Origin of the sequence: Ruminococcus sp. (assembly GCF_019417665.1) — a bacterium.
Lineage (GTDB): Bacteria > Bacillota > Clostridia > Oscillospirales > Ruminococcaceae > Ruminococcus_C.
On the sequence record NZ_DXUU01000047.1, the window covers coordinates 1 to 20654 of the forward strand.

General features: G+C 40.8%; 18 protein-coding genes and 1 pseudogene. 14 read left to right on the forward strand and 5 right to left on the reverse strand.

From position 1 onward, the window contains the following. Nucleotides 1-105 precede the first annotated feature (105 nt). Both QZ375_RS11140 and QZ375_RS11145 read left to right on the forward strand, forming a co-directional pair. On the forward strand, nucleotides 106-1719 hold the full coding sequence (locus QZ375_RS11140; protein WP_295219146.1) for an SWIM zinc finger family protein: 1614 nt from the start codon (nucleotides 106-108) through the stop codon (nucleotides 1717-1719). 437 nt (nucleotides 1720-2156) lie between these two features. Further along, nucleotides 2157-3716 (forward strand): ATP-binding protein, encoded by a 1560-nt coding sequence (locus QZ375_RS11145; RefSeq protein WP_295219148.1) that lies wholly within the window; start codon nucleotides 2157-2159, stop codon nucleotides 3714-3716. A gap of 117 nt (nucleotides 3717-3833) precedes the next feature. On the opposite strand, the gene QZ375_RS11150 is transcribed toward QZ375_RS11145, so the two are convergent. Beyond that, complete coding sequence (locus QZ375_RS11150) at nucleotides 3834-4703, reverse strand: Sir2 family NAD-dependent protein deacetylase (protein WP_295219150.1); 870 nt, start codon at nucleotides 4701-4703, stop codon at nucleotides 3834-3836. Beyond that, complete coding sequence (locus QZ375_RS11155) at nucleotides 4648-5421, reverse strand: protein-ADP-ribose hydrolase (protein WP_295219152.1); 774 nt, start codon at nucleotides 5419-5421, stop codon at nucleotides 4648-4650. Before QZ375_RS11155 ends, QZ375_RS11150 begins: the two co-directional genes overlap by 56 nt. Here QZ375_RS11155 and QZ375_RS11160 point away from each other — a divergent pair. Then, a complete protein-coding gene (locus tag QZ375_RS11160; protein WP_365728961.1) occupies nucleotides 5410-7824 on the forward strand; it encodes a phage tail tape measure protein in 2415 nt (804 codons plus the stop codon). The two genes, QZ375_RS11155 and QZ375_RS11160, sit on opposite strands and share 12 nt — an antisense overlap. A gap of 20 nt (nucleotides 7825-7844) precedes the next feature. Here the strand turns inward: QZ375_RS11160 and QZ375_RS11165 are convergent, their stop codons facing one another. After that, nucleotides 7845-8174 carry a cupin domain-containing protein gene (locus QZ375_RS11165; RefSeq protein WP_295219156.1) on the reverse strand — a complete coding sequence of 110 codons (330 nt, stop codon included), beginning with the start codon at nucleotides 8172-8174 and terminating at the stop codon, nucleotides 7845-7847. Nucleotides 8175-8261: 87 nt separating this feature from the next. Between QZ375_RS11165 and QZ375_RS11170 the strand changes: the two genes are divergently transcribed. The 11 genes and pseudogenes from QZ375_RS11170 to QZ375_RS11220 form a co-directional block, all read left to right on the forward strand. Next, nucleotides 8262-9113 (forward strand): phage tail domain-containing protein, encoded by an 852-nt coding sequence (locus QZ375_RS11170; protein ID WP_295219159.1) that lies wholly within the window; start codon nucleotides 8262-8264, stop codon nucleotides 9111-9113. Nucleotides 9114-9116: 3 nt separating this feature from the next. Then, entirely contained in the window at nucleotides 9117-10229 is a 1113-nt protein-coding gene (locus QZ375_RS11175; protein WP_295219161.1) for a siphovirus ReqiPepy6 Gp37-like family protein, read from the forward strand. Between the two features lie 3 nt (nucleotides 10230-10232). Then, nucleotides 10233-11612: a leucine-rich repeat domain-containing protein gene (locus QZ375_RS11180; RefSeq protein ID WP_295219164.1), complete on the forward strand. Its 1380-nt coding sequence runs from the start codon at nucleotides 10233-10235 to the stop codon at nucleotides 11610-11612. Continuing rightward, nucleotides 11612-13321 (forward strand): hypothetical protein, encoded by a 1710-nt coding sequence (locus QZ375_RS11185; RefSeq protein ID WP_295219167.1) that lies wholly within the window; start codon nucleotides 11612-11614, stop codon nucleotides 13319-13321. Before QZ375_RS11180 ends, QZ375_RS11185 begins: the two co-directional genes overlap by 1 nt. Before the next feature lie 10 nt (nucleotides 13322-13331). After that, complete coding sequence (locus QZ375_RS11190; RefSeq protein ID WP_295219170.1) at nucleotides 13332-13775, forward strand: hypothetical protein; 444 nt, start codon at nucleotides 13332-13334, stop codon at nucleotides 13773-13775. Between the two features lie 100 nt (nucleotides 13776-13875). Beyond that, nucleotides 13876-14328 carry a phage holin family protein gene (locus tag QZ375_RS11195; protein WP_295219174.1) on the forward strand — a complete coding sequence of 151 codons (453 nt, stop codon included), beginning with the start codon at nucleotides 13876-13878 and terminating at the stop codon, nucleotides 14326-14328. A gap of 1 nt (nucleotide 14329) precedes the next feature. Beyond that, nucleotides 14330-15289 carry an N-acetylmuramoyl-L-alanine amidase gene (locus QZ375_RS11200; RefSeq protein WP_295219177.1) on the forward strand — a complete coding sequence of 320 codons (960 nt, stop codon included), beginning with the start codon at nucleotides 14330-14332 and terminating at the stop codon, nucleotides 15287-15289. A 397-nt stretch (nucleotides 15290-15686) separates the two neighbouring features. Beyond that, entirely contained in the window at nucleotides 15687-15857 is a 171-nt protein-coding gene (locus QZ375_RS11205; protein WP_295219180.1) for an SHOCT domain-containing protein, read from the forward strand. Nucleotides 15858-15906: 49 nt separating this feature from the next. Then, nucleotides 15907-16776 carry a recombinase family protein gene (locus tag QZ375_RS11210; RefSeq protein ID WP_295219184.1) on the forward strand — a complete coding sequence of 290 codons (870 nt, stop codon included), beginning with the start codon at nucleotides 15907-15909 and terminating at the stop codon, nucleotides 16774-16776. Nucleotides 16777-16782: 6 nt separating this feature from the next. Beyond that, nucleotides 16783-17217: a zinc ribbon domain-containing protein gene (locus tag QZ375_RS11215; RefSeq protein ID WP_295219187.1), complete on the forward strand. Its 435-nt coding sequence runs from the start codon at nucleotides 16783-16785 to the stop codon at nucleotides 17215-17217. Next, nucleotides 17196-18029: pseudogene (locus tag QZ375_RS11220) on the forward strand (recombinase family protein); the annotation flags it as partial. The gene QZ375_RS11215 and the pseudogene QZ375_RS11220, both read left to right, overlap by 22 nt. A gap of 306 nt (nucleotides 18030-18335) precedes the next feature. On the opposite strand, the gene QZ375_RS11225 reads toward QZ375_RS11220, so the two are convergent. After that, nucleotides 18336-19607, reverse strand: a complete 1272-nt coding sequence (locus tag QZ375_RS11225; RefSeq protein WP_295219189.1) for an ATP-binding protein — start codon at nucleotides 19605-19607, stop codon at nucleotides 18336-18338. Nucleotides 19608-19610: 3 nt separating this feature from the next. Next, nucleotides 19611-20294 carry a response regulator transcription factor gene (locus QZ375_RS11230; protein ID WP_295219191.1) on the reverse strand — a complete coding sequence of 228 codons (684 nt, stop codon included), beginning with the start codon at nucleotides 20292-20294 and terminating at the stop codon, nucleotides 19611-19613. Between the last annotated feature and the right edge of the window lie 360 nt (nucleotides 20295-20654).

The following is a 20654-nucleotide window of genomic DNA, read 5'->3' on the forward strand; positions in this document are numbered from 1 at the left end:
CATAATGATTGGTGCGGTTTTTTTCAACTATCGCTTTTATTCAGCGTGTCCCTAAAGCTTCCAACGCTAAGAGCGAACTTGATATACACAAAGGAGCAAAGTCTGATGAATCTGAAAAACTTTGAAGAATATTTTGATACGAAAATCCTGAAAAGAGGAAAGAATTATTATCATGACGGTGCCGTGCTGTCAATTGAGAAAGTTGCTGATAATGAATATACCGCTGATGTTGAGGGTAGCGAAATCTATGAAGTTATAGTGGAAATGAATAAAGACGGAGAAATTTATGATATCAACTGCGACTGCCCTTACGATATGGGTGAATACTGTAAACATGAGGCAGCGGTTTTATACGCTTTGCGTGACAAAAATTCAAGAATCATTCAATCTTCTGTAAAGCAATCAAGTCTCCCGCAATTATTAGGAAAATGCAGTCCTGACCAACTTGTGAAAATCATACTTGAACACGCAAAGAAAGATAAAAGTTTTGGAAATTATCTGAAAATGAAGCTTTCAGATAGTTCTGACTCAAACAGTATTATTTCAGATTTCAAGCATATTTCCGATACATATTTCAAGGGACGTTCTGATATTGAAGATGTATTAAAAGCTGGCGACCTGCTGATTAAAAAAACAGAAAAACTGGCTTCTTATATGGATAAAATAAAGATTTACACTGAAATTATCACTATGCTCGAAACCGATATTGAAGATGACTGTAATTCAGGTTATGATGAAGAATCATGGGAACTGTTTGAAACAATAGACGAATGTTCATCCTACATGGAAACTGCTGTAACGGAGATTCTAAACAGTGAAAATCAAACCGACATCGCATCTGCCTGGGAATGTCTGCTGAAACATTGGCACGGGGATTTTCACATAGATGGAGAAGAGCGTTTCTTTCCATCGTTAATGCAATTATGCAGATTTCCGGAATACAGACAAAAGCTTGATGAAGTACTGATTTTTCGTCAGATGTCTGCCGATGAATACAGAAAAAAGAGGATCGACGAACAGCGTTTTTCAATTCTCAAGCAATATGGAAAAAAAGCTGAAATTGCAGATTTTATCAACGCCCATATTGACAACCCTGATTTCAGACGTATGGCAATTGAACGAGCAATAAAATCCAAAAATTATGCAGACGCTGAACAGCTTGCACTGGATGGTATCGCTTCAGAACATTCAAGATTTTCATCTGTTTCAACTTGGCATTATTTACTTCATGATATTTATAAGCTTTCAGGAGATGCTCAAAAGCTGACTGATATTTGTTATATTCTGATAAAAGATGGTAAGACTGATTATTATAAAGAATGGAAATCACTTATTCCCAAGGAAAATCGCAATAAAGAAATCACACGTCTGCTGAATGAACCGAAAAATTACTCCTACGAATATATCATTTCCCATGAGAATATGAGTGACAGGCTCTATCAGCTTTGCTGTAAATCTCCTACTAAAATCACTTACTATTATGAAAAGCTCAAAGCAACTGAATTTAAAGATCAGAGTAAAAATCTTTATGAACAGTATATCCGAAATGAGGGAGCACGGGCTTCCAATCGTTCTGAATATGCAGTTCTTTGTGAAAAACTGAAAATTTTTTCTATGAAATGTGATGCAAGGCTTGCTAAACAAATTGCATCGGATTTTCGGGAACTGTATCGACGTAAACCTGCATTTATGGACGAACTGACAAAAGCGGGCTTTTAATCAATTACACTGATAACATGAAATCCCTTCAATTTAATCTGAAGGGATTTTGTTTAACTACTCACCAATTATGGAGTGATAAGTAGATAAAAGCTTTTTCGTAGCAAAAATAACTTTTTTTACTTTCCTAACATGGCTGCATTCGAAGCTTTACACCAGTTTTATTTGCTGAATATAGTTGTTATTTCTTATAATGATACAATGCACCCTAAACTTTCAGGGATGCAAAAGGGTGCAATTTGCACCTTTTTGATAAACCACAAGACTTATGAATTTTTACAAACGATTGCTTGCCAGAATTCATAAATTTTGCAGTCACCATTCCACCTCACATTTTAAATTATCAAACGAAACATTTTAAATTATCAAACGAAATTTCAGTTGCTTTTTAGTCGCAGATATGGTATACTAAAATAAAAGGAATGTGAGGTGAGCATATGAAACGCTATTTTAATATCACAGGAGCCTGCAATCCGCAGGAACATTATATGGTAAATCTGGATAGCAGACTGGCAGAAATCAAAAGAATGGTTGATGCTGGAAAATATTTTGTTATCAACCGTGGAAGACAGTATGGAAAGACTACAACGCTAAAAGCGTTGAAAAAATATTTGCAGGATGATTATACTGTAATTAGTTTCGACTTTCAAAAGGATATGAGTGAGTTAGATTTCAAGGATGAAAACAATTTTTCCATATCTTTTGCACATATATTTGTTGCAGCTTTGAAAAAGATAAAAACTATAGATATGGAAATTGCTCAAACTCTGCTAACACAAATAGATATTTGGAAAGAACGGTATGGGCTTGTGCGTTTATTTCAAGGAATCAGCGAAATTTGTTCTTCTGCTAAACAAAAGATTGTTCTTGTGATCGATGAAGTTGACAGTGCAAGCAATAATCAAGTTTTCTTGGATTTCCTGGCACAAATGAGAGGTTATTATCTTGATCGCCATGACACCCCAACCTTCCACTCCGTTATCCTTGCCGGAGTGCATGATATAAGAAATCTCAGACAAAAAATCCGTCCTGATGCAGAACACAAACATAACAGTCCGTGGAATATTGCATCTCCTTTCGAGGTGGATATGAGTTTTTCACCCAATGACATTGCAGGGATGCTGAATGATTACGAGAACGATCATCGTACCGGAATGGATATCCCCAAAATTTCTCAATTGATTTATGATTATACCTCGGGTTATCCGGTGCTTGTTGCTGAGTTCTGTAAAAGCATGGATGAATTATCAGATTGGAGCAGTCACGGAATAATTGAAGCTAACAAACAGCTTCTCATAAAGAAAACGCCACTATTCGAATCGCTGATTGGGAAATTAGAAGATAACGAATCCCTTCGCAAGTTGATGCACGGAATTCTATTTAAAGGACAAAAAATCCCGTACAATCCGGACGATGCGACTATTGATGATGCGTTCATGTACGGATTTGTAAAAAATGAACATGGCTTAATTGCTGTATCAAACCGTGTTTTTGAAGTGAGAATTTATAACTGGTTCATTTCTCTTGAAACAACAGACAGCCTGATCTTCGCAGAAGGCGTCAATGACAAATCCCAGTTCATATCAGGCAATCAATTGAACATGGAGCTTATTCTTGAAAAGTTCATTCTGCACTTCAACGATATTTATGGTTCACAGCCTGACAAATTCAAAGAAGATGACGGCAGAAAGCTATTCCTTTTATATCTCAGACCAATCATAAACGGCACAGGAAACTATTATATCGAAGCACAAACTCGTGATCAAAGACGTACAGATGTGATCGTTGACTATCTCGGAAAACAATATATCATCGAATTGAAAATCTGGCATGGCGATGAATACAACACGCAAGGCGAGAAACAATTGTCCGAATATCTGGACTATTATCATATCGATAAGGGCTATCTACTCAGTTTTAATTTCAATAAAAATAAGCAAAGCGGTATACACACGATCGAACTGAACGGAAGAACGATTGTTGAGGGCGTTGTTTGATTTCTTCAATTCCATATAAACTAAAAAAACACGGCAGTGCTATTGCTATTTACGCAAAGCTCTGCCGTTTTTTATGCCATTCCAATGCTTCCTCGCACATACGCATCATCCAATATGTTATACCATATCTCGAAGCACTTCTACAATATCTCTATTGATACAAATTGATTTGCCTTTCAATTCTTCCGGACAAAATGCTTCATTAAAATTAACACAAGCATAAAACGCATTCGGATTTTTTGCAGTCATTTGCCAGAACGGATACTTGATAATGACAGGCGTATTGAATCCCACGCCCAGTTCCAGAAACAGAACGTCTGCATTTTTATGACGGCGTAAAAAATCGCTGTACCTCTCGCTTGCCCTGTACCAACCTTCATCCTGTATAAACGTATCATCACAGCGGAGATTTATGGTCATAGGCTTACCGCACTTCGGACACTTCGGAACAAGTTCAGATGGAATCCGCATATTCTTCTGTTCTGAAACCATTCTGCGAATCACCTCTTCATTATCATAGGTGACGTTATGGCATGGCTCTGCACACTGGAACAATCCATAATCTCCCTGCGTGTAAAACAACCTATACTTGTCAAATCCTGCTTTCTGAAACTGATGATCCACATTTGTCGTCAGTACAAAATAATCCTTGTCTTTTACAAGTTTTAAAAGTCTTTTGTAAGTATCGTTTGGAACGTCCATATAGCGGTTGATATCAATATATCTCGACCAATATGTCCAATGCTCTTCCAGTGTTTCAAAGGGATAAAATCCGCCGGAATACATATCTCTGAAATGATATTTTTCGATGAAATCAGCAAAATATTTCTGAAAACGTTCCCCGGAATATGTGAATCCGGCAGCTGTGGAAAGTCCTGCACCTGCACCGATTACAATAGCATCAGCCGTTTTGATTTGATGTTTCAGCTGTTCAATACCATCCCAGTAACTGCCTGTAGATTTCGTCATCGCTCTCTTTAAAAACATTGAATATCACCTTGATTTCGTGAGATTTCTGAAAATTTCGAACCGTTCTGACTACGATCGCCGCCGCCTCTTTCTGCGGAAATCCGAACACGCCTGTGGAAATACAGCAGAATGCAATACTTTTGATTTTATTCTGCACCGCAATTTCAAGACACGAACGATAACAGCTTTCCAGCAATTCACAGTGTTTTTTCGTCAGTTTACCCTGCACGATAGGTCCAACCGTATGAATCACATAATTGCATGGGAGGTTATAGGCAGATGTAATTTTTGCCTGTCCTGTGGGTTCTTCATATCCCTGATTCCGCATGATTTCCGCACATTTCAAACGAAGCTGAACCCCTGCGAATGTATGAATTGCATTATCAATGCAGCTATGACACGGCTGAAAGCAACCCAGCATCTGCGAATTTGCCGCATTGACAATTGCACCGCATTTCAGCGTGGTGATGTCACCTTTCCATAGATAAATATTTCCTGAAATCGGCTGTAAATCCGCAATATCTGTAATACCTTTGTGTGCAGTTTCCTCCTGCAAATAAGCGTCCTGCACTCTCAGAAAATCTTCTGATATTAGCTTTGGCGAGCGGATATTGGCAAGACTGCGGAATAATCGGAATCGTTCTGTTTCATCCGTCGGTATCTCCATATTTTGATATCGTAAATTCTCCGATAACAAGTATTTTATCAGAAATAATAGCTTTTCATTCTTCGTCATAGTAAATTCTGCTCTGACGCTTTCGGTGAAATGAAAATTGCAACGACCAATTCTGACGGTTCGATGCGTGAATTGTCCGATATATTGGCAGATTGCCGAGTCGCTTTTGACCAGATGTCGGAGTCTGAAAAAGCAAGTGCGGCACAATCACTGGTTGGCAAAAACGCCATGTCAGGCTTCCTTGCATTGATGAATGCCGCACCTGCCGACATTGAAAAGCTGTCGGGAGCGATTGAAAATTGCGATGGAACTTCACTTTCTATGGCTGAAACCATGCAGGATAACCTCGGCGGTCAGCTGACTATCCTGAAATCTCAGCTTGAGGAGCTTGCTATTTCATTTGGTGAAATTCTGATGCCTGCAATCAGAGCCATTGTAAGTAAAATTCAGGCACTTGTTGACAAGCTCAACGCAATGGATCCTGCCACAAAAGAAACGATTATCAAAATTGCATTGATTGCGGCGGCGTTAGGGCCTCTGCTCATCGTTGTGGGCAAAACGATTTCTACGGTCGGAACTTTGATGCAGTTCATCTCCAACGTTCCCACGATGATTGCAGGTGCGAAAACTGCATTTGCCACACTCAGCGGTGCGATTGGCGGAATTTCTGCTCCTGTTATTGCTGTCGTTGCGGCGATTGCGGCACTGGTGGCAGCGTTTGTGCATTTGTGGAAAACAAATGAGGGCTTCCGAGACAACATTCTCGCAACATGGGAGAAAATCAAGGCGACTTTTGAAAATCTCACTTCCGGCATCGTTGATAGACTGAACGCCCTTGGCTTTAATTTTGAGGATTTCGGCGACTTGGTGAGGTCAATATGGCAGGGCTTGTGTGATATTCTTGCCCCTTGGTTCGAGGGTGTTTTCACCTATATTGCAGAAACTTTTGATGTAATTGTTGATGTGATTCTCGGCATTCTGGATATTTTCATTGGACTTTTCACTGGTGACTGGGAGCAGATGTGGAACGGCGTTAAAGGCATTTTTATTGGTATATGTGACTTCATCAAAAACAGTTTCACGAATATTGTCAACACGCTGAAAGGCATTGCAGACGTATTCCTTGGGTGGTTTGGTACTTCATGGAACGAGGTATGGACAGCAATCAAGGATTTCTTCATTGGGATCTGGAATAATATCTGTGCTGCGTTTACATCAGTAAGGGACTTTTTTGTTAACACATGGAATGCGATTTCAACATTCTTCACAGGCATCATAACCACGATTTACAATACGGCTGTTACGATATTCACTTCAGTTTATAACTTCTTTGCGGGAATTCTGACAAGTATACACGATTTCTTCTCTACCATTTTCAATGCTATATGGACGGTTATCTCAACGGTATGCACAACAATTTACAATACGATTTCAAGTATATGGAATGCGATATATGAGTTTATCTCTCCGCTGATTGAATCGGTGAAGTATCTGTTTGAAACTATCTTTCAGGCTATATGGATTATTATCAGCAGCGCAATGGACTGGATTTCTGAAAAGATACAGGCGATTTGGAATGCGATCGTCGAGTTCATAACACCTCTGCTTGAGGGCATAAAGTCATTCTTTGAAACTATCTGGAATGCAATCAAGACGGCGATTTCCACGACTCTGAGTGCGATATCAAATACCATATTAAGTGTATGGAATGCAATTTCAGGCTTTATTTCGGGTGTGATGAATACAATCAAATCTGTATTTTCATCAATATGGAATGCAATCAGTAATGCAATTTCAAGCGTTGTAAATGGAATCAAAAACACTATTTCTTCTGTATGGAACAGTATTTCCTCTACGATTTCATCTGTGATGAATACCATCAAATCAACTGTAACAAGCATATGGAACGGAATAAAGTCCGGAATCTCCAACACAATCAGCGGTATTTACGATACAATAAAGGGTGGATTTGATAAGGCTGTAAACTTTGTAAAAGGATTGGCGAGTGATGCGTTCAGCTGGGGTTCGGATATTATCAGTGGTATTGTTGACGGTATAAGAAGTTGCATCAACTGGATTTCCGATGCCTGTACAGATGTAGCCGATACAATCAGAAGTTATCTGCACTTCTCTGTACCGGATGTAGGTCCTCTTACTGAATACGAAAGCTGGATGCCCGACTTCATGCAGGGACTTGCTGACGGCATTAAGAAAAGTAAAAAGGTTGTGGCAAAGGCGGTATCCGGTGTTGCTGATACTATGAAACTTTCGCTGGGTACTGAGCTAAACTACAAACTTGACGGAATGACAGGGGCTATTATGAATGGCTCTTCTGAAAGTTCCGTTGTGAATAACTACTACAATAATGACAACAGCCGTACAGTGAATCAGACCAATCATAGCCCAAAATCACTGTCACGGCTGGAGATTTACAGGCAGACGAGGAATGCACTAAAAGTGTGATTGGTTTGATAAATTGAAAATTAACGTTCAACCACAATAGTTAACAGTACCAAATCATCCTCGCCTGTATTGATAATACTGTGTTCAGAACCCTTTTTACAGATATGGCAGCAGCCAGCACTCAGCAATTCTTCCTTGCCATCACATATTGACTTGCCAGTTCCAGAAAGAATATAATTGATGTCATCACTTGTTTTATGCTGATGAAGTCCAATCGAACCTCCTGAATGAATAGTACATGGGATTATCTTTCCTTGTTCATCCAAATACATCTTAGCAGTCATACTTCCTGTTCCGTTATTCATTCCGGAAACGGTAATTTTCTTCATTGTGTTAAAATCTATCAACATTGTTTATCCTCCAAAGTACGATTTGTTTAAGTCCAGTATACCACATTTTGCCTAAGAAGTCAATTTAGCGAAAGGAGGTCTTGTCCCATGCGATTCATCTTAATTTTAGAAAACGAAACAGGTCAACAAATTGATTTCTCGCAGACAGCAAACCGATTTATGTTCGCCAAAATAGAAGGTCTGAATCCGCCGTCCGGTACAATAAGCACCTCCAGCTATGCAGGCATGGACGGAAGCTATCTGAACAATGCTTTTATTGAAAAGCGGAATGTGGTCATTCCTTTTGAAATGCGTGGATTTGGTGTAGAAAAAAGACGGCATGAGCTGTACAAAGTGGTCAAGCCCTCACGCTACATCAAAATATATTACTCCACAAAAAATATTTCTGTATATGCCGAGGGAATCGTGGAGACGTGCGAAATGGAGAACTTCGAGACGCTGACAAAGGGTCAAATTCCCATCATCTGCCCCGATATTTATTGGTATTCAACCAAAACGCAGATAGCTGAATATTCAAGAATTACCGGAGCATTTCACTTCATTTTCCCCGATAATGACGAGCCTTTTCCGATTGGCAAGTATAACACGCAGAACATTATGACCATTGTAAATGACGGTGATGAGGTCGGCTTTACTCTTGAAATCAGCGGAGGACCTGCAAAGAACCCTACGATTTACAACGCCGTAACCGATGAATATATGCAGATTCTCGGTGAACTCAAAGATGGTGACATCATCACCATAACAACGAAAACAGGCAATAAAACTGTTACTTTGGAGCGTGAGGGCGTTGTTACAAATATCATAAACAGGCTTGTCAGCGGTTCAACATGGCTGACATTAAGAACCGGCGAAAACAAATTTTATGTCCGTGCATCTGATGGACTTTCAGAACTGAAAGTTCGTCTTATACACCGAAATGCGTACTTGGGAGTGTGAGAAATGCAGATTGAAATATACAATATGATTCCTGTGGAGGATAAACTTTCCATAATCCTTGAAGCAATATGCGACAGCTTTTCTTCTCTTTTGTGGGACGTTGAATACTATTCCTGCGGTGCTTTTGAGGTGTACATTGCTGCCAGTCCTCAGAATATTGAAATCTTCCAGACAGGCAGGATTGTCGGGCGTGACGATGATAATGAACACTATGGACTGATTGAATCCGTTGAAATACAGACAGATGCAGAGGACGGCGACTATCTCATTGTGAGAGGTCGTTTTTTAATGTGTCTGCTTGAACGCAGAATAATCTATCCGACTGTGAATTTCACAAAGGAAACTTCATATTCCGACATAATAAAATCGGTTGTTTTGTTTAATGCTGTTGTATCCGGTGTGAGAAGAATCCCCGGTCTTTCTTTCGGAACTGCAACAGGTTCTTGCTGGGAACAGAAAACAAAACTTCAAATCAGCTATGATAACCTTATGCGATGGGTGTATACCATTTGTGAGAAAATCGGTGGTACTGCGAATATCCGTCTTTCAAAAAAGACTGATAAACAGTATGAAATGATACTTGAACTCTCACAAGGCTCTGACAGAAGTATCATGCAGTCGGATAATCCCCATATTGTTTTCTCTAACGGATATAACAATTTGCTTTCATTTTCTTATGCAACAGATATATCTGTTCAAAAAAACTTTGCATACATATTGGGTAAAGGCGAAGGAGAAGAAAGAAAACGTACAACATATTTCAATGGTTCAGAGCCAGCACACCTTGACCGCTATGAAGTGTATGTTGACGCAAAGGATATGTCAGATGAAGAACAAGAAAACGGCGAAACAAAGCCGATACCGGAGGCAGAGTATATTGAACTGCTGAAAGAAAAAGGAAAACAAAGTATTGTTCTTCCACTGACTGCATCAGAATCGCAGATTGCTGTACAATCTACGCAGTTTCAGTATAGCAAGGACTACTTTGTCGGCGATTATGTTACAGTAGAACACCGCAGATTTGGTCTGCGGCAGAATAAAATACAGCTTATCGGTATGATTGAGAGTTTCGACCGGAACGGCAGAAATCTTACGCCGACATTCAAGGAGGTATAGCTTATGGCATTTTCATATGGATTTTTCAATGCAAAGAATCTTGACAGAACATATACTGCTGAGAACTTCTGCGATTATCTTGGCAGTATCATCTGCAACGGCATTCAGGACAACTATGGTCAGTGCTTCAAGCTGATTGCAAACAAGTTAAAGTTAACTATTGGCAGCGGCAAGGCATGGATTAACGGACACTATTTCCTTTCCGATACTCCATATACCTTTGATTTATCAAGCTATGTGAATGAATCCCTGGGCAGATATTTGTCAGTTGGTATATGCTGCAACACCGGTGAAAACTATCGTAAGATAGAATTTGAGATTCTTGCCGGTACTCCTGCAACATCACCGTCAATTCCAAGGTTCAAGGATACAGAAACCAAAACATATCTTACAATTTGTGCAATCAGAATTGATGCAGGTGCGACAGAAATCAAAGTGACAGACTACAGAGAAAATTCAACCTATTGTGGTTATGTCCGCTGTATTCTCGGTAAATGCAAGGTCACAGATATGATGTCACAGCTTGCTGAAATCACAGAGCAGATGAAAAACTACAATACAACAATTATTCAGCTGACTAACCAGGTGTCAGAACTGACAGCAAAGGTTGATGAAATTACGGGAGATGTGGTTTCAATCGGCAAATGCGGTAATGACATCAATTACGTTCTCTACTCTGACGGCAAGCTGATTCTCAAGGGCACCGGAACAATGTATGACTACGCAAGTTCAATCGAAACAAGCGGAAACAACTCTCCATTCTGTGATAACGACAGAATTAAATCCGTGATTATCTCAGAAGGCATTACATCCATTGGAGAGTTTGCCTTTAGTTTCTGCAATAATCTGAAAACGGCAACTCTTCCAACATCGCTAAAGACAATTAAGAGAAATGGATTCATGCCGCACATTGATGAATATATAGTTCATCAGAATCTTTACGGACTTACAGAAATTACAATTCCATCTAAAGTGACCGAAATTGCAAAGTATGCCTTTTCGGGAACAGCAATAAAATCAGTTACAATTCCTGCATCTGTTACAACAGTTGGAGAAGGGGCGTTTGGTGAATGTCAGAAACTTGAAACTGTTCGTTACAGCGGCAAAGTCATCGGTGACAGAATGTTCGTGCGTTGTTTAAAATTGAAGAATTTCACCATAACCAAAAGTACAAAAGAGATTGTCGGCGGCTGTTTCAATTACTGCGAAAATCTTATGCTTATTACCTATGAGGGTACTATTTCTGAGTGGAATGCCATTACAAAACGTTCAAACTGGGACGGCCACGACAGTCAAGTTGAAACTCCGTTGACAAAGATTCAATGCCTTGATGGGTATATGCAGTACGATACAGAAACAAAAGAATGGGTGGTGCGTGAATAATGTGGAAATTTCTTGTAAAACAGCAGAAAATCGAAGTTCTGGAACGTGAGGTCATTGCCAATCACCAGATCGCATTTGTAAATCTGAAATTCGTTTTTGACGGTGACTGGAAGAAGTTCCACAAGGTGGTGCAGTTCTCGCAGTGTGATGAAACGTACAGTATCGTTCTTGGATTTGATGGTACTACTTGTCATTTACCTGCGGAACTTCATGTAGGTGCGGTGAAGATGAGCGTTTTTGGATATGACGCTGAAAGTGACATGACTATCCGTGCAACAACTGTTCCGGTTACTTTAAATATTCGTGAATCTGGATTTGTTGGCGATGATGATACACCCATACCACCAACGCCTGATCTGTACACGCAGTTGTTGCAGAAGATTGCTGAAATTAAAACAGGCATTGATGGCAAAGACGGACTTTCTGCTTATGAGATTGCCAAAGAAAACGGCTTTGTGGGAACAGTTGCGGAATGGCTGGAAAGCCTGAAAGGTGCGGATGGTCAGCCCGGAAAAGATGGTGTTGACGGCAAAAACGGCATTGATGGTAAAGATGGCAGAGACGGAGCAGATGGGCGTGATGGCGTGGATGGAGTAACTCCGGATATGTCGCAATATCCGACCACTTCCGCCATTGAACTCATCATTCAGAAAATTACAAATCCGCTGTCTGTAAAGTCTCATGAACATGAAAACCAGTCTGTTTTAGATGAAATTACGGCAAGCTATACACTGGAAGAACAGCGGAAGCTTGCGGAAATTCAGCTGTCCGACTATGCGACTAAAAAGGCTCTTGCAGATGAAGCCTTTGCCATTCGTGAAGCAATGATTCCACTGACGAGAGAGCTTCATTCACATGAAAATATGGCGGTTCTGGATATGCTGACAGCTGAACAATTGACTTTGTTAGACGGTTTACAGCAGTTTGAGGACAGCACCAAATACGATATTCAGACGATCAAAGAATCCGTTGAACCTGTCATTTCTCAGGCACATTGGCATCATAATTTAACGACGTTAAATAGCATTACCGCTGAAAAAATTACCAAATGGGATAATTATGGCACGCAGATAAACGGACTCAGCACGAGAATCACGGTTTACTCTGATTTAGTGGAAAACAGCGTTGCACGAATCGGAACGGCTGAGGTGAATATTGAGAATCTGCAAAAGCAAATTGATGCTCTGAAAAGTGGCAATATCCCTATCTTTCTCTTCTGCTCCGGGCAGAATGCAATGAATGTATATGCACATGAAATCGGCATTATTCTGAACGGCGATTATCACATGATGACGGATTTTGTTACGGAACATCCGCACTTTTGCAGTGCCGAAAATGACTATGCTTTGTCTTATTCGCAGGACGATTTCGGCTGGGACGCACAGATTCTTACGGTCTGCACAAAGGCTGTTTCTTTGACAGAGAAATCCGGAATTATGATCAGCTATCTTTCAGGAGCGACAGAAAACGGCAGTTTGTATCTTGTGCCAAAGCCGGAGAAAATCGATGTTCCCGTTACTATTTATGTGAGCAGCCAAATTAATGCAGGTGGCGTAATATCGCTGAACTTCAAGTGGCTGCAATCGGAGAGTTTCATCACAACAGTTACGAAATGCGACGGTGTTTCTGACGGCGAATATTTCCTTGCTTGGGTTGGACGTTCCAATAATACGCATCCGATAGTAAAACGCATTCAGGTTTTAAATTGACTTTTTCGGGATGAGGTGGTATAATGATTATAATAATTTAAGCTTTGGCGGGGTGATTTCAATATTTTATTCGTTTCCATCACAGACTGAAAGAAGAAAATTTGGCGGCTCAGATTTTCTTGAAATGCAGTTTTGTAAAATGCCGAAAGAGACAAAATTACAATCAATCGTATCTATAGACAACGTAAATCATTGGTTTGATGATTCTTTGTATATAAGTGGTGATGATATCAATGCTTTTTTAGAGGAGTATGGGTGTATATTTAACTGCGGTGTTTACAATAATTTAGAAATCGGAACCGTAGACCCTTTTGGAATCAACTATTATAAACCTGAATTAATCGAAACTATCATTACCGAACTCCTTGAAGTAAAACCAACAGATTTTGAAAAGCTCCTTGAATGGTTGAATACAGCGAAGAAATACAATGGATTTTACATTTTGGGAGTATAGATAAAGCCTGATTTTTACAACGGAATAACTGTTAACAACCGTCCGTGGTTCACACCACTGACGGTATTTTTATACCCAAATTACGAAAGGATTGATGAAAATGAAAGAAACAATCTGTACAATCGCAGGACTGGTGGGTGGCTTCATAGCCGCTATTTTTGGTGGCTGGGACTCCGCACTGGTCACGCTCGTGATCTTCATGGGCATTGACCTTTTTACAGGAGTTGTCACCGCTGCCATGAAGAAATCCAAACATACCGACAGCGGAGGACTTTCCTCCAAAGCAGGCTGGTTCGGACTTGCGAAAAAGGTCTGCACACTGCTGCTTATTGCAGTTGCCGTGAGAATGGATATTCTGCTCGGCACGACCTACATTCGTGATGCAGTCTGCATCAGCTTTTGCCTGAATGAGCTACTTTCCATCGTGGAAAATACGTCTTTGATGGGAATCCCGTATCCGCCCGCAATCAAGAAAGCAATCGATGTTTTGCAGACCAAAGTCGGCAGAATTGAAGAAGAAACAAATCCTGAAAACAACGAGGAGGAAGAATAATATGGCAATCTTAAAACCCGATAAAACCACAACTCTCGGCGGTGACTCCCCACAGTGTGGGGAGATGTCACGAAGTGACAGAGGGGACGGGGCGGTTAGCCTGACCGTCAATGAATACTTGCTCACAAAGCACAATCCCAATCGTATCGATATGCCCTCCGCTTCTATGGAGGGCAAAATTATTGGTGTGACAATCCACAATACCTCGTGGATTTCTGTAGCATCCGGAACAACTCCTGCGGAGCAGTACACAAGAGCAACGGTCAATGGAAATATGAACGATGTCCGAGTTCATTATTACGTTGATAACGTTTGTGCGTGGCAGAATCTTCCGCTGAATCTCTCCGGCTGGCACGCCGCTGATGGCTCTGGCAACGGCAATCGCAGAACAATTGCCATCGAGTGCATTATGAGTTCTGCTTACAACGATAGAGATAAAAAGTCCGAGGATAATTGTGCAAAACTGGCAGCTACACTGCTGAAGAAATACAATCTCAGCATCGACAATCTCTATACCCATACCCACTGGCTGAACGTCCGTGACGGGAAATCCGGCACTGTGGATTGCCTGAATACTGCGAAAAATCCGTATAAAACTTGTCCGCTGTACATTCTTCCGCACTGGTTGACTTTCAAAGCAAAGGTGCAGGCTTACATGAATTCCGCTACTTCTACATCGGAAACTCAACTTTACCGTGTTCGCAAAAGCTGGTCTGATGCAAAGTCGCAGGTCGGCGCATTTTCCTCTTTGGAGAATGCGAAAAAGGCTTGTAAATCGGGATATTTCGTGTTCGATGCAAACGGTAATGTTGTCTATCCTACAAAGAAGTCCATCGATGAAATCGCCCGTGAAGTCATTCAAGGCAAGTGGGGTAACGGTGCTGAACGCAGGAACAGGCTCACGAATGCCGGATATGATTACAACTCCGTTCAGAAACGTGTGAATGCATTGATGAAATAAACTTTATATACGGCTGTCGATTTGGTTCGGCAGCCGTTTTCATTTGGGAGGTGCTTTATGACTGACGCTGAGAAAAATCATATCATCAAATTAAGGGGCAAAGGTTACAGTTACAAAAAAATATCCGCTGAAACGGGAATCTCCGAAAACACAATAAAGTCTTATTTTAAGCGAAATACCAACCTTTGCCCTGTATGCGGAAACCCGTTATTCCATAAAAAATACTGCTCCGATAAATGCCGTATCAACTGGTGGAACAAGCATCCGCACCGCACTTCTGCAATGATTGAATGCCAGTGTGAAACCTGTAAAAAGACGTTTTACGCTTATCCAAGCAAGGCAAGAAAATACTGTTCCAAAGCCTGTTATGGCAAGTCCTGCCGAAAGGAGAACCGTAATGACAAATGAAAGATTACAGCATATCGCTGCTTACAAAGTGGCGATTATTTTATTCCGAAAACTGCTGAAAAATGGTGCAATCACTGAATCGGAATTTCACAAATGCGAGTCAAATATCGCCGAAAAATGCAACTTATCTTTGTGCAGCATATATCGTGAAATCGCTTGACTTTCAGGCACTTCTGATTTAATATGTAACACTGACAGGAGGCGATTTTATGGCAAGAATCGTGGAGAGAGTAAATTTTAATACTCCAAAAATTAAAAAGCAGAAACGAGTTGCTGCCTATGCCAGAGTTTCCAGCGGAAAGGACGCTATGCTGCATTCTCTTTCCGCACAGATCAGTTATTACAGCGATCTGATTCAGAAAAATCCTGAATGGCGTTTTTGCGGTGTTTACGCCGATGAAGCCATGACAGGCACTAAGGATAATCGTGAAAATTTTCAGAAAATGCTTGCGGAATGTCGTGTTGGAAATCTGAATTTGATCATCACAAAGTCGATTTCAAGATTTGCAAGAAACACTGTTACACTGCTTGAAACGGTTCGTGAATTAAAAGATTTAGGCGTTGACGTTTATTTTGAGGAACAGCAAATTCACAGTCTTTCTTCCGATGGAGAGTTGATGCTGAGTATTCTTGCAAGCTATGCTCAGGAAGAAAGTTTGTCCGCAAGTGAAAATCAGAAATGGCGTATCCGCAAGGATTTTGAACAGGGAAAAGTCAGCAGTTTGCAGATGCTGGGTTACAAAAGGAATCATGACGGAGTGCTTGAAATTATTCCGGACGAAGCTGAAATTGTCAGGCTGATTTTCAACAGTTATCTGTCAGGAATGGGGAAACTTGCGATTGCAAATATGCTGAATGAAATGCATATTTCCACCAAATTTGACAACGAATGGACGGCAGAAGCAGTCAGGCGAATCCTCACCAATGAAAAATACTGCGGTGAGCTTATGCTGCAAAAATTCTACAGTGAGAACCATCTGACAAAGAGGAAAATGGTCAATCACGGTGAGTTCAAAAAATTTTATGTGGAAGAAGCACATCCTCCGATTATTGAAAAAACGGTATTTCTTGCAGTGTAGAACTTGATGAAAAAGCATCAGGAGCAGTTTTCTTCTAAAAAATCAACTACTGTCGTTTATCCGTTTACAGGAAAAATTCAGTGTCAATGCTGCGGTAAGAATTATCGTAGAAAAACAACGGCAACTGACGTTGTCTGGATCTGTGCTACATACAACACAAAGGGTAAAAAATACTGTCCTACAGCAAAGCAGATTCCCGAAAATACGTTGATCGCTGTGTGTTGTGAAGTGCTTGAAATATCTAAATTTGATGCAGATATTTTTGAAAATCAAGTTATAAAAATTCTTGTTCCTGCACCAAATGAACTGACTTTTATTTTCACTGACGGACATGAGGTTTCTGCGAACTGGAAAGACCGTTCACGTTCCGAAAGCTGGACACCTGAAATGAAAAAAGCCACCGGAGAAAGGAGCAGAAAATGGCACGAACAGTCACGATGATTCCGCAGACAATCAATCCTTTGACGCACCTGCCAAATGATACGGTCGTAAAGCGTAAGGTCGCAGGATATGCACGAGTTTCTACAGAACAAGAAGAACAGCAGACTTCCTATGCAGCACAGGTGGATTATTACACCAAATACATCAAAAAACACGGTGAATGGGAGTTTGTAAAGGTATATACGGACGAAGGAATTTCCGCAACGAACACCAAGCACAGAGATGGTTTCAATCAGATGATAAAAGATGCTCTGGACGGGAAAATTGATCTTATCATCACCAAAAGTGTGAGCCGTTTTGCTCGAAATACCGTGGATTCCCTTTCTACAATACGAAAGCTGAAAGAGCATAATGTGGAGTGCTATTTTGAAAAAGAACAGATCTGGACGTTTGACGGCAAGGGAGAATTGCTCATCACGATTATGAGTTCACTTGCTCAGGAAGAGTCACGTTCCATTTCCGAAAACGTCACATGGGGACACCGCAAGCGTATGGCGGACGGAAAGGTTTCACTCCCCTACTCCAGTTTTCTTGGCTACAAAAAGGGTGAAGACGGTCTGCCTGAAATTGTACCGGAAGAAGCTGAAATCATCCGTTTCATTTATCGCTCTTTTCTTGAGGGAATGACAACTTACAGCATTGCAAAAGCTTTGATGAATCGTGGTGTGCTATCTCCGAGTGGTAAGGAAAAGTGGTACGCATCAACGGTTGAAAGTATTCTGACTAACGAGAAGTACAAGGGTTCTGCACTTCTCCAAAAGAGTTTTACCACCGATTTTCTTACGAAAAAGAAAAAGATCAACGAAGGCGATAAAGCAGTTATGAGATTGATACAATAGATACCACAAAACAACGCTATTTAGTGACATTTTGGAAGTTGCTAGAACGATGAAGTCTTTTTATTTTGCCCTAACGCATATGTGCCTGCAACGGTAATTGTAAAGTTTAACGAACAAGTGCAGTTCGTTTATTTTTATAGTGTTCGTTGAATTATAAGAAAAGTACTGTAGCAGTTAACGCTATAGTACTTTTCGTTTTTATATGTCCAGATATTTTTCAATCATCGAATAGTCCATCAGCTTAACGCATCGTGAGATTAGCAAGAATAAGAACGAGTTCTATTTTGGCAAAGTTACCCTGAATGTAGAACCGCCACCTTTCGTATCGGAAACCAAAATCGTACCATGATGCAGCTCTACGATTTCCTTTGCAATTGAAAGTCCAAGCCCGAAATGTGCCTTGCTGGTGCGTGAATCATCCGCACGATAGAAACGGTCAAAAATCCGTTTCTTTGCAGTATCGTCAATACCGATTCCGTTATCAACGACCTCAATACAGTACGCTTTTGCAGTTTCTGAGCATTTCAGGATTACAGTTCCGCCCTCCGGTGTATAGCTAACAGCATTGTCAAGCAGAATGGCAATGACCTGCTTCATTCGTTCGCTGTCCACAGACTCAGCAACAAGAGTGTCGTCTGGCAGTTCTACAGAAAGTTTGATTTTCTTCTCCCTCGCAGGAGCGGAAAATGCTTCATAGCATTCCAGTACAAGCGTATCAAGTTCCGTTCTGCCAAAACTTGTTTGAAAGCTGTGATTGTCACTTCTTGCAAGTGTCAGCAGGTCATTTGTCAGACGAGCAAGCCGCTTGCCCTCCTTTCCGGCAATGGCAGCAAATTCTCTTTGCTGTTCCGGTGTACCCTTTTCCATCGCTCCAAGGGCAGACAGAATCGTATTGACAGGGTTTCTGATTTCATGTGATGCTGCCGCAATGAACTGTGCTTGCTTCTCCTGTGACTCCTGAATCGGCTTCAGAAGTTTCTTTGTATAAAGCCATGAGAATGCAAACAAAGCCGCAATGCTTAAAATAATTACAATGCCGAATCTGAAATACAGCGCAAGAAGCTGTGTTTCAATCTTGCTAAGAGAATGTATCACAAATATCTCACTGCAGCCGTTTTCTCCCGGAATCGTGATGACGCTTGCATGATAGCCATTTCCGTTCTTCTCATAGGAGAATTCCTGATGCACTGCCATATAAGGCGATGTAAGCGGTGAGATATTATTCTGATAATAATGACGGATATCTTCGATCAATTGCTGTTCAGACTCTGTTTTCGTATCATAGGTAAAGCGAAACGGAATCCCATTGTCATACAGATAGAATAAGTATTCATAGTTACTTTGCAGATTTAAAAGCCAGTCATAGGATACAGATGAATTCTTTTCAAAGCTCATTGTAAAAGTATTGATGTCGCTCTGAAAGCTGAGCAGTGCGTTTTTATATAAGCTTCTATGACTGGTATACATATAGAATACCGACATGATCGTCAGAATCAGAGTTGTGACAATGGTAAAAAGCAGAGTCAGCCGAAGATGTACCTTTTTGAACATAACTTAGCTCTCACTTTCTAATTCCAGTCGATAACCAATGCCGCGGATCGTCTTGATATTGAGTGTGCTGCCTACATTTTTCAGCCGTCTGCGGATGAAGTACATATAGTTATCCAGATTGCCGTCCTCTATTTCATAATCTGCACCCCAGATTCTTGAAAGAATGGTACTTCTCTGCAAGGTCTGATTGGGATTTCGCAGAAATAGCAGCAGAAGTTCGCCCTCTTTCTGAGAAAGCGTACAGCTGTCTTTGGAACTTGCGAGCACATTTGCATCTTGACTATATATCACATCGCCGATTTTAAGCTGATTCAAATTCTCAAGATTCGGCGGACGACGGAGCAGACAGCGAATCCGAGCCATCAGTTCTCCAAACTCAAAGGGTTTAACGAGATAGTCGTCCGCACCACTGTCAAGCCCTGTAATCTTATCCAAAAGCTCTCCCAACGCTGTCAACAAGATAACAGGCGTCATATTCTGTTTGGCACGCATTTCCTGCAAGATTGTGATGCCGTCTTTATTTGGCAGCATACGGTCAAGGAGGATAATGTCATAGGCATTCTGGCTTAGGTAATAATCCGCCTCTGCACCGTCAAAACACACATCAACGGCATAGCCTTCCTGCTCTAACTGAAATTGCAGGAGATAGCATTGCTTTTTATCATCTTCTATGATTAAAATTCGCATAAACTCAGTCGAGTAGACAATCTCGACACTCCTTTCAAAGTATTTCAAGTGAAAGGCTTGCCTACTGCCCCTCACAGAACCGTACGTGCGGTTTTCCCACATACGGCTCTTCAATCAGTCTCGGCATCTGCCTATATCTGTTTGCTTACGGTTGCATTTCATACTGCCTCATAGTGCATAGAATGTTTCGACAAACAGAAGCAACTGATTGCTGACCCCTTTGCTCCGCCCGCTTTCACAGGTTTCATTACTACTATGGGTCAGTCCGACTTCTGACAAGCCTTCGGGTTCTCTCCGTTTGCAAGACTTAAGGAAACACTGATTAAATCTTCCCATTGAGCTACAAATATGGTATAATAG

What these genes read in the sequence shown, in the direction of transcription:
- QZ375_RS11155 (WP_295219152.1), bottom strand. Translation starts at nt 5,421, where the DNA reads ATGACGAAGAATGAAAAGCTATTATTTCTGATAAAATACTTGTTATCG.
- QZ375_RS11170 (WP_295219159.1), top strand. Translation starts at nt 8,262, where the DNA reads ATGCGATTCATCTTAATTTTAGAAAACGAAACAGGTCAACAAATTGAT.
- QZ375_RS11150 (WP_295219150.1), bottom strand. Translation starts at nt 4,703, where the DNA reads ATGTTTTTAAAGAGAGCGATGACGAAATCTACAGGCAGTTACTGGGAT.
- QZ375_RS11140 (WP_295219146.1), top strand. Translation starts at nt 106, where the DNA reads ATGAATCTGAAAAACTTTGAAGAATATTTTGATACGAAAATCCTGAAA.
- QZ375_RS11185 (WP_295219167.1), top strand. Translation starts at nt 11,612, where the DNA reads ATGTGGAAATTTCTTGTAAAACAGCAGAAAATCGAAGTTCTGGAACGT.
- QZ375_RS11195 (WP_295219174.1), top strand. Translation starts at nt 13,876, where the DNA reads ATGAAAGAAACAATCTGTACAATCGCAGGACTGGTGGGTGGCTTCATA.
- QZ375_RS11175 (WP_295219161.1), top strand. Translation starts at nt 9,117, where the DNA reads ATGCAGATTGAAATATACAATATGATTCCTGTGGAGGATAAACTTTCC.
- QZ375_RS11180 (WP_295219164.1), top strand. Translation starts at nt 10,233, where the DNA reads ATGGCATTTTCATATGGATTTTTCAATGCAAAGAATCTTGACAGAACA.
- QZ375_RS11230 (WP_295219191.1), bottom strand. Translation starts at nt 20,294, where the DNA reads ATGCGAATTTTAATCATAGAAGATGATAAAAAGCAATGCTATCTCCTG.
- QZ375_RS11200 (WP_295219177.1), top strand. Translation starts at nt 14,330, where the DNA reads ATGGCAATCTTAAAACCCGATAAAACCACAACTCTCGGCGGTGACTCC.
- QZ375_RS11190 (WP_295219170.1), top strand. Translation starts at nt 13,332, where the DNA reads ATGAGGTGGTATAATGATTATAATAATTTAAGCTTTGGCGGGGTGATT.
- QZ375_RS11225 (WP_295219189.1), bottom strand. Translation starts at nt 19,607, where the DNA reads ATGTTCAAAAAGGTACATCTTCGGCTGACTCTGCTTTTTACCATTGTC.
- QZ375_RS11205 (WP_295219180.1), top strand. Translation starts at nt 15,687, where the DNA reads ATGACAAATGAAAGATTACAGCATATCGCTGCTTACAAAGTGGCGATT.
- QZ375_RS11165 (WP_295219156.1), bottom strand. Translation starts at nt 8,174, where the DNA reads ATGTTGATAGATTTTAACACAATGAAGAAAATTACCGTTTCCGGAATG.
- QZ375_RS11210 (WP_295219184.1), top strand. Translation starts at nt 15,907, where the DNA reads ATGGCAAGAATCGTGGAGAGAGTAAATTTTAATACTCCAAAAATTAAA.
- QZ375_RS11145 (WP_295219148.1), top strand. Translation starts at nt 2,157, where the DNA reads ATGAAACGCTATTTTAATATCACAGGAGCCTGCAATCCGCAGGAACAT.
- QZ375_RS11215 (WP_295219187.1), top strand. Translation starts at nt 16,783, where the DNA reads ATGAAAAAGCATCAGGAGCAGTTTTCTTCTAAAAAATCAACTACTGTC.